We start from the raw sequence: 13,438 nt of genomic DNA, 5'->3' as shown, positions 1-13,438 counted from the left end.
CGCCCTGCACAGATAAGAATGCCGGTCACCCTCATCGGGTGACCGGCACTTTTGACATGACGATCTTAGGCGGACGCCTGGCCTTCCGCCAGGAAGAACCAGGTTTCCAACACGGAATCGGGGTTCAACGAGACGCTTTCGATGCCCTGCTCCATCAGCCATTTGGCCAGGTCAGGGTGGTCGGAAGGACCTTGGCCGCAGATGCCGATGTACTTGCCGGCCTTGTTACAGGCCTGGATGGCGTTGGCCAGCAGCTTCTTGACCGCAGGATTTCGCTCGTCGAACAGATGGGCGATGATTCCGGAGTCGCGGTCCAGGCCCAGGGTCAGCTGGGTCAGGTCGTTGGAACCGATGGAGAAACCGTCGAAGAACTCGAGGAACTCTTCGGCCAGGATGGCGTTGGACGGCAATTCGCACATCATGATCACGCGCAGGCCGTTTTCGCCACGGGACAGGCCGTTTTCTGCCAGCAGGTCGACCACTTGGCTCGCTTCGCCCAAGGTGCGCACGAACGGCACCATGATCTCGACGTTGGTCAGGCCCATTTCGTTGCGCACGCGCTTGAGGGCGCGGCATTCGAGCTCGAAGCAGTCACGGAACGCTTCGCTGATATAACGCGAGGCGCCACGGAAGCCCAGCATCGGGTTTTCTTCTTCCGGTTCGTAGAGCTTGCCGCCGATCAGGTTGGCGTATTCGTTGGACTTGAAGTCCGACAGGCGCACGATGACCTTTTTCGGGTAGAACGCCGCCGCCAGGGTGCTGATGCCTTCCACCAGCTTCTCGACGTAGAAGCCCACCGGGTCGTTGTAGCCGGCGATGCGCTTGTCGACGCTTTCCTTGATGTCCAGCGGCAGGCCGTCGTAGTTCAACAGGGCCTTGGGGTGCACGCCGATCATACGGTTGATGATGAACTCCAGGCGGGCCAGGCCCACACCGGCGTTCGGCAACTGTGCGAAGTCGAAGGCACGGTCCGGGTTGCCGACGTTCATCATGATCTTGAACGGCAGGTCCGGCATGGCGTCGATGGAGTTCTGCTTGATGTCGAAGCCCAGTTCACCTTCGAAGATGAAGCCGGTATCGCCTTCGGCGCAGGACACGGTCACGCCCTGGCCGTCTTTGAGCAGCTGGGTGGCGTTGCCGCAACCGACTACCGCAGGAATCCCCAGCTCACGGGCGATGATCGCTGCGTGGCAGGTGCGCCCGCCACGGTTGGTGACGATGGCGCTGGCGCGCTTCATTACCGGTTCCCAGTCCGGGTCGGTCATGTCGGAGACCAGTACGTCGCCCGGCTGGACCTTGTCCATTTCGGACACGTCCTTGATGATCCGCACCTTGCCGGCGCCGATGCGCTGGCCGATGGCACGGCCTTCCACCAGCACGGTGCCGGTTTCTTTGAGCAGGTAGCGTTCCATGACATTGGCCGAGGTGCGGCTTTTCACGGTTTCCGGACGGGCCTGCACGATGTACAGCTTGCCGTCGTCACCGTCCTTGGCCCACTCGATGTCCATCGGGCACTTGTAGTGCTTTTCGATGATCATCGCTTGTTTGGCCAGCTCGCTGACTTCAGCGTCGGTCAGGCAGAAACGCGCACGTTCGGCCTTGTCGACTTCAACGGTTTTCACGGAACGACCGGCCTTGGCCTCGTCGCCGTAGATCATCTTGATGGCCTTGCTGCCCAGGTTACGGCGCAGGATGGCCGGGCGACCCGCTTCGAGGGTGCCCTTGTGTACGTAGAATTCGTCGGGGTTGACCGCGCCCTGTACGACGGTTTCACCCAGGCCGTAGGCGCCGGTGATGAACACCACGTCACGGAAGCCCGATTCGGTATCGAGGGTGAACATCACGCCGGCGGTGCCGGTTTCCGAACGCACCATGCGCTGTACACCGGCAGACAGGGCCACCAGCTTGTGGTCGAAACCCTGGTGAACACGGTAGGAAATGGCGCGATCGTTGAACAGCGAGGCGAACACTTCCTTGGCGGCGCGGATGACGTTTTCCACGCCGCGGATGTTCAGGAAGGTCTCTTGCTGGCCGGCGAAGGAGGCGTCCGGCAAGTCTTCGGCGGTAGCCGAGGAACGCACGGCGACAGCCATGTCCGGGTTGCCGGCCGACAGGGTGGCGAAGGCGGTACGGATCTCTTCGTTGAGCTTCTCGGGGAACTCGGCTTCCATGATCCATTGGCGGATCTGGGCACCGGTCTTGGCCAGGGCGTTGACGTCATCGACATCCAGGGCGTCCAGCGCGGCGTGGATCTGAGCGTTGAGGCCACTCAGTTCGAGGAAATCGCGGTAAGCCTGGGCCGTGGTGGCGAAACCACCGGGCACCGACACGCCAGCGCCTGCAAGATTACTGATCATCTCGCCGAGGGATGCGTTCTTGCCCCCTACGTGCTCTACATCATGGACGCCGAGCTTATCGAGGGAAACTACGTACTCTACCAAGGTGATCTCTCCACTTTCTGTGTTGGAAAAGCTCAGGACGCCGGCTGCTCAATAGGAGCTGTCGCCAGCGCTTGTGGCCTGGACCTGGAAAATAAGTGAGAATGCGGCCCACCGCGGGACGGCAAAATCGCGCCTATCATATCCAAGATTCGCCATCAGCTTAAGGCCCAGGGCTCAAATGAAACGATCTGCTTTCTTTATCTCCGACGGTACCGGCATCACAGCCGAAACACTGGGCCAGAGCCTGCTCGCGCAGTTCGAAAACATTACCTTCGCCAAATTCACGCGGCCGTACATCGACAGCGTGGATAAAGCGCGGGCCATGGTACAACAAATCAATCTGGCGGCTGAAAAAGACGGTTTTCGACCGATCATTTTCGACACCATCGTCAATCAAGACATCCGTGAGATTCTCGCAACGTCGAATGGTTTCATGATCGATATTTTCTCGACCTTCCTGGCGCCATTGGAGCAGGAGTTGAGCGAACACTCCTCGTATTCGGTCGGAAAGTCCCATTCCATTGGGCATAACTCCAACTACATGGAGCGTATCGAGGCGGTGAACTTCGCCCTCGACAACGACGACGGCGCCCGTACCCATTACTACGACAAGGCTGACCTGATCCTGGTGGGCGTGTCGCGCTGCGGCAAAACGCCCACCTGTCTGTACATGGCCATGCAATTCGGCATCCGTGCGGCCAACTACCCGCTGACTGAAGACGACATGGAGCACCTGACGCTACCGGCGGCCCTGCGCGCGCATTCGCACAAGCTGTTCGGGCTGACCATCGACCCGGACCGGCTGACGGCGATCCGCAATGAGCGCAAGCCCAACAGTCGCTATTCGAGCTATGCCCAGTGTGAGTTCGAAGTGCGCGAGGTAGAAAATCTGTTCCGTCGCGAGAATATTGCGCACATCAATTCCACGCATTTCTCGGTGGAAGAGATTTCGGCGAAGATTCTGGTGGAGAAAGGCGTGGAGCGGCGCTTCAAATAACGCCTTGAGACGCTGTTGCACCGTGGCGAGCGGGCTCGCCACAACAAACCCTGCTACAACTGGAAGCGTCCCCCGCCCTGCCCCAGCGCCGTGGCCAGCGCATCAAACCCCGCCCGCAATAACTGATCATCCCCCGACGTATTGCAGATACTCGCCCGGATAAACTGCGGCACCGCCGTCTGCCCCACGGCAAACGCCTCGGCGGTGGCGATCAGGTAATTGTTCTGCTTGAGCTCGGCCTCGATCTCCGACGCCCGCCACGGCTCCGGCACTTCGATCCAGAAGTGCGGGCTGTTGAGGTGAGTTCGGTACTCCAGGCCCGTCAGCAGGTCGCGGACCAGGGCCTTGCGGCGGCTGATCTCGTTGATCTGCTGGCGCAGCAGGTATTCCGCCGTGCCGTTCTCGATCCACTGGGTCGCCAGCTCGAGGGTGACGGGGGTGGCCATCCAGCAGGTGGAACGCAGGGCCGCCGAAATACGGCTGACCAGCGCGGGCGGCGCATGCACATAGCCCACACGCAGCCCGGCGGACACCGCCTTGCTCAGGCTGCTGATCAGAATCGTACGCTCAGGGGCGAAATGGCTGAGGGGCGGCGGCCGATCCTCCACCAGTACGCCGTGGGCTTCGTCCTCAAGAATCAGCAGATTGTGTTCGCGACAGACTTTGACCAACGCTTCGCGACGCGCCACCGAGAGCACGGCGGTGGTGGGGTTCTGGATGGTCGGCGTGCAGTACAGCGCTGAAATCCGGTGATTACGACAGACTTCGTCCAGCGCGCTCGGCAGTACACCCTCTTCGTCCATCTCCAGCCCGATCAAGCGAATACCGAGCATGCGGGCGGCGGTGATCAGGCCGGGGTATGTGAGTTGCTCAGTCACAACGGTATCTCCGGCCCGTAACAGCGCCATCATCGAGCAGAGCAAGCCATGCTGGCCGCCGTTGACGCAGATGACCTGCTCGGGGATCGGATGAAAATCGCGCTGCACCAGCCATTGTGCCCCCGCTTCACGGTAGCGCGGCAAGCCGGCATCCGGTGTGTAGGCACTGATGTCCTGAAGGAACTTGGCGTTGGTCGACAGGGTTTGAAAGCTCTGGGCCAGGAACACTGTCTCCTGCCCCGGGATGTGCATATTCCGGCTCATGTCGAAGTATTGGCGCGGTTCTTCACTGAAGTTACGAAAGCCTTCATCGCGCTGGCGCTCCATCCCACGCTTGCGCACGAACGTGCCGTCACCGACCCGCGCCACCACCAGTCCCAGGCGTTCCAGTTCGCCATAGGCGCGGCTGATGGTGCCGATCGTGACGCCAAGATTGTCGGAAAGCACCCGGTGGGGCGGCAGTTTTCTTCCTGGCTCAATCAAGCCTTCAAGGATGCCCCGTTCCATGACATCGGACAGGCGCTTGTACTTCACGCCCTGACCGTTGGACAACCCCTCACGCATAATTGACACCATGTCAATATTTGTTTTGACAGCCATCTTTCGCCCTAATAGTGTGCTTTTACGGGTTCAATCGCCGAATTTTACAACTCATTACAAGCTCAATATAGAGTTCAATTCCGGCTCAGGGAAGCAATAAACGATGCCAATGTCCGCCGTTCTCGAAAACACCGCCAAGACCAAAACCCAAAAACAGTGGCTGGCCGGGCTGATCACCAGTGTGATGTTCCTGATCGTATGCCTGAGCTGGGGCACCACCTGGCTGGGCATCAAGATTGCCGTGGAGAGCGTGCCGCCGCTCACCTCCGCCGGCCTGCGCTTCCTCATCGCCTTCCCGCTGTTCCTGTGCTTTGCCATGGTCCGCCGCGAGCCGGTCCTGTTTCCCCGCGAGAGCCGCTGGTTTTTCGTGTTCGTGACCCTGTCCTACTTCAGCGTGCCCTACTACCTGCTCAACTACGGCGAGATGCATGTTTCGTCCGGCCTTACCGCGCTGCTGTTCAGTTGCATGCCGGTGTTCATCCTGATTTTCTCCGCGCTGTTCCTGCGCGAACGCATCTACTTTTCCCAGGTGGTCGGCATCGGTATCGGCTTCGGCAGCCTCTACATGATCATCAAGAGCCAGGGCCTGCACCTGGACCACGCCGAGTTCTTCGGGGTGCTGGCGATTCTGACCGCCGCGATCATGCATGCCTTGTGCTACGTCATCACCAAGCAGAAAGGCAGCGCCATCAGCGTAATCACCTACAACACGCTGCCCATCGGTATTGCCGGGCTGATGCTGTTCGTCGCCGGGCTGTGGTTTGAAGCGCCGACCTTCGAAGCCATCACCCTGCGGTCATGGGGTGCGCTGTTCTACCTGGGACTGGTGGCCTCGGTGGGTGGGTTCATCGTGTACTTCATGCTGCTCAAGCGCTTGAGCCCGATCATCCTGTCGTTCGTGTTCATCATCTTCCCGGTGTTCGCGGTGATCATCGGCGCCTGGTACGAAGGCGTGTCGATTTCCCGCGACCTGATGCTGTACTCGGCCATCCTGCTGGCCGGCTTTGCGATCACCAAGCTGCCGGTTGAAAAACTCCTGGCCAAGAAAAATTGACCCTCCTACCACCATGCGAGAGAAACATGGACGTCCTCCGCCCCGAAGCCCTGGAACAGATCTACGCCCACGCCAGCCGCAGCTACCCCGAGGAGTGCTGTGGTTTTGTCTTCGCCGACGGCAGCGTGTACCTGGGCAGCAATATCCAGAACGAGTTGCACAGCAAGAACCCCGAGATGTACCCGCGCAACGCCGCCAACGGCTACACATTCTCGGTGGCCGACACCCTGCTGCTGAGCAAAGCGTTTCGCAGCAACAACCCAGTGGTGGTGATCTACCACTCCCACCCGGATGTCGGCGCCTATTTCAGCGACGAAGACGAGGACAAGGCGCTGTTCATGGGCGAACCGATCTACCCCGTCAGCTACCTGGTGGTGGACGTTCGCCAGGGCCAGTCCCTGGGTTCCAAGCTGTTTGCCTGGGATGGCAAGCATTTCGCCCTTCAACCTTTCAACGACCTGCACACGGAGTTGTCCATGAACGCTGTCTCTTTCCCCGACATTCTGGTTCGCGTGGCCAAGCTGCCGGAATCGACCCTCGAGGGCGCCGGAACGACATTGCGCGAAGTCATTGAAAACCTCTGCAGCAGCCACCCGCAGTTGCGTGCGCACCTGTTCCACGAGAAGAACAACCAGCTCAAGGAGCACTTTCTGTTTACCGCCGAAGAAGAACTGGTCGGCGCCGACGATCCGCTTCCGGAAAAAGCCCGGATCGAAGTACTGCTCGCCACGTCGGGCGGTATGGATGTCGATGCCCTTAGCAATGAAGAAGTGCAACGCTACGTGCGCCATATCACCCTGCCCGGCGTCGGCCGCGAAGGCCAGTTGAACCTCAAGAAAGCCAAGGTGCTGATCATCGGCACCGGTGGCCTTGGCTCACCGATCAGCCTGTACCTGGCAGCAGCCGGCGTCGGCACCCTGGGGCTGGTGGACTTCGATGTGGTGGAAAGCAGCAACCTGCAACGCCAGATCGTGCATGGCAACAGCACCCTCGGCATGCCCAAGGTCGAGTCCGCCAAGCAACGTCTGCAAGACCTCAACCGCCATATCCAGATCAACGCCCACGACACCGCCCTGAACGCCGATAACGCCCTGGAACTGGTGGGCGCCTATGACCTGGTGATCGACGGCACCGACAACTTCGACACCCGCTACCTAGTCAACGACGCCTGCGTGCAATTGGGCAAGCCTTTGGTATACGGCGCCATCTACCGTTTCGACGGGCAGATCAGCGTACTCAACTATAAAGGTGGCCCCTGCTACCGCTGCCTGTTCCCCAGCGCGCCGCCCGCCGAACTGGCGCCCAATTGCAGCGCCGGTGGCGTGATCGGCGTGTTGCCCGGTGTAGTCGGGATGATCCAGGCCACCGAGGCCATCAAGCTGTTGATCGGCATCGGTGAACCGCTGTCCGGCCGCTTGATGCGCTTCGATGCGCTGGCAATGAAGTTCAGCGAGATCCGCTTCAAGCGGCGTGCCGACTGCCCGTGCTGCTCCGAACTGCGCCACAGCGAAAGCGTGGCGCCGGCTGTCTGTGCGGACGCTGTGCCCAGCCAGCCGTCCCTGGCCGAAGAGCGCTACATAAAGCCCCGTGTACTCAAGCAATTGCTCGAACACCCGCGCAGCGTCGATGTGTTGCTGGACGTGCGCGATGCCAGCGAACTGGAGGTGTGCAAATTGCCAGGTGTGGTGCATATCCCCCTGGCCGAACTGGACAATCAGCTCGACCGCCTCAGCCGGGACAACACCCATTACCTGATCTGCTACGCCGGCACCCGCGCCGAGCAAGCCGCCAGCACCTTGCTGGCGGCGGGTTTCGCCAATACCAAAGTCCTGCAGGGCGGCATGAAGCATTGGGTTCGCGACGTCGAACCTGACATGCCCTTGTATTGAGCCGAGGACTGAATGATGTTGCACAACTCCATTCTCGAGGTCATCGGCCAAACGCCGATCGTGCGCCTGGCGCAGTTCTCCGAAGACCTCGGCATCGAGGTCTATGCCAAGCTCGAATCCCTCAACCCGGGCGGCAGCCACAAGGCGCGCATCGCCCTGGGCATGATCCTCGACGCCGAACGCCGGGGCGTGCTGATCCGTGACTCCGGGCAAACCATCATCGAGCCCAGCGGCGGCAATACCGGTATCGGCCTGGTCATGGCCGGCAATGTGCTGGGCTACAAGGTCGTGCTGGTGATCCCCGACAACTACAGCCCCGAAAAACAGAAGCTGCTGCGCCTGTACGGGGCCAAGGTGGTGCTGTCGGACAGCCGCCTGGGCAACAACTCCCATGGCGAAAAGTGCATGGAGCTGCAGCTGGAAAACCCCAGCTACGTGATGCTCAACCAGCAACGCAACGGCGCCAACCCGCAGACCCATCGCGACACCACCGCGCCGGAAATCCTGCGTGCGTTCGGCGAGCGTCGTGCTGACTACTTTGTCAGCGGGATCGGCACGGGCGGGCATATCACTGGCATCGGCGAAACCCTCAAAGCCGCCTGGCCGGGGCTGCGTGTCATGGGGGTGGAACCGGAAGAATGCGACCTGCTGAAAAACCAGCATGCGCCGCACCATATCCAGGGCCTGTCGATCGGCCTGATCCCGAGCATCCTCAACCTGGACGTGATCGACGGCATGCTCAAGGTCTCGCGCCAGGACTGCATCGACATGATGAAACGCATCATGCGCACCGACGCCATCAGCCTGGGCTTGTCCTCGGCCGCCAACATGGTGGCTGTCGCCCAACTCGCCCCGGAACTGCCGCCCGAAACGGTGGTGCTGACCATGGTCTACGACAATGCCGACAGCTACCTGCCCAGTTTCGAATAAGCGCTCTTCCAACCAATCAGACTAAGGGGGTGCCTCAATGGGTGGCTTTATCGACATGCAACAGTTGCACGATGAGTTGCTGACTCACCTCATCAAGACCCTCACGCCGGCACAGATGAAACAGCTGGAGCCGCATCTGGCGCCGCTGGTACAGAATGCCGCCCAGGCGGTGGCCGAGGATTTGATCGCCTACGCCTACCGCGACCCGGCATCACGCGGGCGCGGTGAGCTGATCCTGGAGTCCTACGCGTCGTTCAAGGCGGTGCTGTATTACCGGCTGGCGCACCTGGTGTGGCATTTCCCCGACCAGACCAACGGCGTCTTCTCCCGTATCGCCCTCAAGCTGAGCAACCAGGGCAAGGTGCTTTCCGGCGCCGAGATCCACCCGGCGGCGCGTATCGGTCGGCGCTTCGTACTGGACCACGGCTACGGCACCGTGATCGGCGAAACGTGTGAGATCGGCAACGACTGCTACATCCTCTGCGGCGTGACCCTGGGCGCCCGCGGCATCGCCAACAACCCCGACGGCAAGCGCCATCCACGTCTGGGTAATAACGTCGAGGTCGGTTCCGGCGCCCGCGTGCTCGGCTATGTGTTGATCGGCGACAACGTGTTTATCAGCCCGTCCTGCGTGATCACCCAGGACGTGCCCGCCGGCACCAAGGTGAAGGTGGTAAACCAGATCCAACTGCAAAAAAACGACGAGTCGGACCACAGTAAATACCTGGGCGCCTTCGCCCTGGATGAGCGTCTGCACGTGGTCGGCGAGATCAATACCAGCCACAAAGTCACGGTGCTGGACGCCGACTTCCATCCCTTGCCCGGGCTGATGCTGGAGCCTACGGTGAAGGAACGTCACCACCTGCAATTTCGCCTGCATCGCATCGAATCGGGCAACCACCTGCCACGCCTGCCGCTGAACCTGAAGGTCTGCGGCCCGGAATTTGAAATCACCCTGCTTTCCCCGCCTGGCTTGAGTGCGATGGTGCGCTCCCTGTTGCAAGCCAGCCCATTGATCGTCGGAGGTTGAACATGTCCGTGCACACCATGGAAACCCTGGCGCTGTTCGACAGCGCACCCTACCAGAACGCCTTCAGCGCCCGAGTGATTGCCATCAGCGAACACGGCGTCGCCTTGGAACACACGTTGTTCTACCCCACCGGGGGCGGGCAGCCAGGCGACACGGGGCACCTCACCCTGGCGGACGGTACGCGGGTCGAAGTGACCGGCACAGTGCGCGACCCAGTGCAGCGCTCGATCATCTGGCACCAGGTGGAACACTGCCCCGAACAATTGACCGCCGGGGTGCAGGTGGACGCCGGCCTCGACTGGGACCGGCGCTACCAGCACATGAAGATGCACACCTGCCTGCACCTGTTGTGCTCGATCATTGACGCGCCGGTCACCGGATGCAGCATCAGTGCAGACAAAGGCCGCCTGGACTTCGACCTGCCGGAAATGACCCTCGACAAAGACAGCATCACCCGCGACCTCAACGCGCTGATCGAGCAGGCCCACCCGGTGAAAACCCTGTCGATGCCGGCCACCGAGTACGCCACCCTGCTGCAGATCACCCGCACCCAGGCGGTGGCGCCACCGGTGGTCCAGGGAGCGGTGCGGGTGATTGAAATCGCCGGTATCGATATCCAACCATGCGGCGGCACCCATGTGCTCAACACCGAAGAAATCGGCCGGGTGTTCTGCGAGAAGATCGAGAAGAAGAGCAAACACAACCGCAGAGTCATACTGCGATTCGAATGAACACGGTCAACTGTGGGAGGCCCCCTCCCACATTCATTGGATTTGCACAGGTGAATACGTGGTGTCTGCTAGATCACGAACAGATCCACAAACCGGTTTACCGGTGTCGCCTCTAGCCGCGCCTGATCCTTGCACAGCGCAAAAATCTCGGCACTGCGCTGCGCGGTAAACCGTGTGGCCAGGTTGGCCTTGAACTTGTCTTCCAATAACGGAATGCCCTCCACCCGGCGGCGGCGATGGCCGATCGGGTACTCCACCGCCACCTGTTCGGTATGCGTACCGTCCTTGAAGAACACCTGCACCGCGTTGGCAATGGAGCGCTTGTCGGCCTCCAGGTATTCGCGGCTATAGCGCGGATCCTCGACGATGACCATTTTATCCCGCAGTTCATCGATGATCGGATGGGCGGCGTGGAATTCGTCTTCGTACTGCTCGGCCACCAGATTGCCGAACGCCAGTGGCACGGCGGTCATGTATTGCAGGCAGTGGTCACGGTCAGCGGCGTTGGCCAGTTGTCCGACCTTGGAGATGATGCGAATCGCCGATTCATGGGTGGTGATCACGATACGCTCGATTTCATGCAAGCGATCCTTGACCAACGGATGCAAGGCCACCGCCGCTTCGCAGGCCGTTTGCGAATGGAACTCGGCGGGAAAGCTGATCTTGAACAGCACGTTCTCCATCACATAGGTGCCGTAGGGCTGGGACAGGCTGAACCTACGCTTGTCCTGCGGCTTGAGCGCCAGGTCCTTGTTGGTATGGCTGAACAGTACGTCATAGAACCCCCACTGCGGCGCGCTCAACACGCCAGGGATGCCCATCTCGCCGCGCATCGCGATATCCGCCAGACGCACGCCCCGGCTGGAGGCATCTCCCGCCGCCCAGGATTTGCGCGAACCGGCATTCGGTGCATGCCGATACGTGCGCAATGCCTGCCCATCGACAAACGCGTGGGACAGGGCCGCCAGCAGCTGTTCACGGTTGGCCCCCATCAGTTTGGCCGTCACCGCCGTTGAAGCGACTTTCACCAACAGCACATGGTCGAGACCGACGCGGTTGAACGAGTTTTCCAGGGCAATCACGCCCTGGATTTCGTGGGCCATGATCATTGCTTCCAGCACCGCGCGCAGGGTCAGCGGTGCCTCGCCGTTGGCGATGCGCTTTTGCGACAAGTGGTCGGCCACAGCGAGGATGCCGCCGAGGTTATCCGAGGGGTGCCCCCACTCGGCGGCGAGCCAGGTGTCGTTGTAGTCGAGCCAACGTACGATGCAGCCGATGTCCCACGCCGCCTTGACCGGATCCAGCCGGAACGAAGTGCCTGGTACACGAGCGCCAAACGGCACCACCGTGCCCTCGACCATCGGCCCCAGGTGCTTGGTGCACTCCGGGAAACGCAGGGCCAGCAGGCCGCAACCCAAGGTGTCCATCAGGCAGTTGCGGGCGGTGTCCAATGCATCCTGAGAGTCGATCCGGTAAGTGAGGACATAATCGGCGATGTCCTGCAGGACCTGGTCGTAGTCGGGACGGTTGTTCTGGTCGACGTTGGCGCTCATGGCAGTACTCCTAAAAGGTTGGGTTAGTCCTCAGGATCACGGTTGATCGCTCCATCGCAGGTCTGGCCGCCTGCTTGGGGGTATGAAGATCCAATGTGGGAGGGGGCAAGCCCCCTCCCACACTGGGGGCAGTGTGGGTTGTTAGAAAGCGTCGCCGGGGACGCGTACGAAGCCCTCCATCAGCACCCGGGCGCTGCGGCTCATGATGGCTTTCTTCACCACCCACTCGCCGTTCACCTGGGTGGCCTCTGCGCCGACGCGCAAGGTGCCGGACGGGTGCCCGAAGCGCACGGCATTGCGCTCCACACCACCGGCCGCGAGGTTGACCAGGGTGCCGGAAATCGCCGCCGCCGTGCCGATCGCCACCGCCGCCGTGCCCATCATCGCGTGGTGCAATTTGCCCATGGACAGCGCACGCACCAGCAGGTCCACATCACCCGCCTTGATCGCCTTGCCACTGGACGCCACGTAGTCGGCCGGCTTGGCCACAAACGCCACCTTCGGCGTGTGTTGGCGTTGGGCGGCTTCGTCCAGGTGCTGGATCAGGCCCATGCGCAACGCGCCATAAGCCCGCACGGTCTCGAACATTGCCAGGGCTTTCGGGTCGCTGTTGATCGCGCCTTGCAGCTCAGTGCCGGTGTAGCCGAGGTCTTCGGCGTTGATGAAGATGGTCGGGATACCGGCGTTGATCAGCGTCGCCTTGAAGGTGCCGACGCCAGGCACTTCCAGGTCGTCCACCAGGTTGCCGGTGGGGAACATCGAACCACCGCCGCCCTCTTCTTCCGCCGCCGGGTCCATGAATTCCAACTGCACTTCGGCGGCCGGAAAGGTCACGCCATCCAGTTCGAAGTCGCCGGTTTCCTGCACCGCGCCGCCAGTAATCGGCACGTGGGCAATGATGGTCTTGCCGATGTTGGCTTGCCAGATACGCACCACAGCCACGCCGTTGTGGGGCAGGTGTGTCGGATCGACCAGGCCGGCGCTGATGGCAAAGGAACCGACCGCCGCCGACAGGTTGCCGCAGTTGCCGCTCCAGTCGACAAAGGGTTTGTCGATGGAGACCTGGCCGAACAGGTAATCCACGTCGTGATCGGCGCGGGTGCTCTTGGCCAGGATCACCGTCTTGCTGGTGCTCGAGGTGGCGCCGCCCATGCCGTCGATTTGCTTGTCGTAGGGGTCGGGGCTGCCGATCACCCGCAATAGCAAGGCATCGCGTGCGGCGCCCGGTACCTGCGCTGATTCGGGCAGGTCTGTGAGGCTGAAAAACACGCCCTTACTGGTGCCGCCACGCATGTAGGTGGCGGGGATCTTGATTTGCGCTACGTGTGCCATGGT

Annotated in this window: 10 protein-coding genes; 6 read left to right on the top strand and 4 right to left on the bottom strand. The window is 61.3% G+C overall.

Annotated elements, in window-relative coordinates; translation table 11 throughout:
- Positions 1 to 65: 65 nt before the first annotated feature.
- A complete protein-coding gene (ppsA, locus tag BM017_RS08075) occupies positions 66 to 2,441 on the bottom strand; it encodes a phosphoenolpyruvate synthase (protein WP_025854225.1) in 2,376 nt (791 codons plus the stop codon).
- A 178-nt stretch (positions 2,442 to 2,619) separates the two neighbouring features.
- On the opposite strand from ppsA, the gene BM017_RS08070 reads away from it, so the two are divergent.
- Positions 2,620 to 3,438 carry a posphoenolpyruvate synthetase regulatory kinase/phosphorylase PpsR gene (locus BM017_RS08070; protein ID WP_003193298.1) on the top strand — a complete coding sequence of 273 codons (819 nt, stop codon included), beginning with the start codon at positions 2,620 to 2,622 and terminating at the stop codon, positions 3,436 to 3,438.
- A gap of 53 nt (positions 3,439 to 3,491) precedes the next feature.
- On the opposite strand, the gene BM017_RS08065 is transcribed toward BM017_RS08070, so the two are convergent.
- Positions 3,492 to 4,916 carry an aminotransferase-like domain-containing protein gene (locus BM017_RS08065; protein WP_071491410.1) on the bottom strand — a complete coding sequence of 475 codons (1,425 nt, stop codon included), beginning with the start codon at positions 4,914 to 4,916 and terminating at the stop codon, positions 3,492 to 3,494.
- A 160-nt stretch (positions 4,917 to 5,076) separates the two neighbouring features.
- Here BM017_RS08065 and BM017_RS08060 point away from each other — a divergent pair, with 160 nt between their 5' ends.
- The 5 genes from BM017_RS08060 to BM017_RS08040 are packed head-to-tail and all read left to right on the top strand — an operon-like array spanning position 5,077 to position 10,550.
- Complete coding sequence (locus tag BM017_RS08060) at positions 5,077 to 5,970, top strand: DMT family transporter (protein WP_162276406.1); 894 nt, start codon at positions 5,077 to 5,079, stop codon at positions 5,968 to 5,970.
- 26 nt (positions 5,971 to 5,996) lie between these two features.
- On the top strand, positions 5,997 to 7,859 hold the full coding sequence (moeB, locus tag BM017_RS08055; protein ID WP_092242698.1) for a molybdopterin-synthase adenylyltransferase MoeB: 1,863 nt from the start codon (positions 5,997 to 5,999) through the stop codon (positions 7,857 to 7,859).
- A gap of 15 nt (positions 7,860 to 7,874) precedes the next feature.
- Positions 7,875 to 8,789, top strand: a complete 915-nt coding sequence (locus BM017_RS08050; protein WP_071491545.1) for a PLP-dependent cysteine synthase family protein — start codon at positions 7,875 to 7,877, stop codon at positions 8,787 to 8,789.
- Positions 8,790 to 8,826: 37 nt separating this feature from the next.
- A complete protein-coding gene (locus BM017_RS08045; protein ID WP_092242695.1) occupies positions 8,827 to 9,819 on the top strand; it encodes a serine O-acetyltransferase in 993 nt (330 codons plus the stop codon).
- Between the two features lie 2 nt (positions 9,820 to 9,821).
- Positions 9,822 to 10,550 (top strand): alanyl-tRNA editing protein, encoded by a 729-nt coding sequence (locus BM017_RS08040; protein WP_092242692.1) that lies wholly within the window; start codon positions 9,822 to 9,824, stop codon positions 10,548 to 10,550.
- A gap of 68 nt (positions 10,551 to 10,618) precedes the next feature.
- On the opposite strand, the gene prpD is transcribed toward BM017_RS08040, so the two are convergent.
- Both prpD and prpF read right to left on the bottom strand, forming a co-directional pair.
- On the bottom strand, positions 10,619 to 12,103 hold the full coding sequence (gene prpD / locus BM017_RS08035; RefSeq protein WP_092242688.1) for a 2-methylcitrate dehydratase: 1,485 nt from the start codon (positions 12,101 to 12,103) through the stop codon (positions 10,619 to 10,621).
- Positions 12,104 to 12,244: 141 nt separating this feature from the next.
- Positions 12,245 to 13,435 (bottom strand): 2-methylaconitate cis-trans isomerase PrpF, encoded by a 1,191-nt coding sequence (gene prpF, locus BM017_RS08030; RefSeq protein WP_092242686.1) that lies wholly within the window; start codon positions 13,433 to 13,435, stop codon positions 12,245 to 12,247.
- Positions 13,436 to 13,438: the final 3 nt, after the last annotated feature.

This window comes from Pseudomonas sp. NFPP04 (genome assembly GCF_900113815.1).
Lineage (GTDB): Bacteria > Pseudomonadota > Gammaproteobacteria > Pseudomonadales > Pseudomonadaceae > Aquipseudomonas > Aquipseudomonas extremorientalis.
The sequence above is the reverse complement of the archived record's forward strand: the minus strand, read 5'-3'. Positions and strand labels throughout refer to the sequence as shown.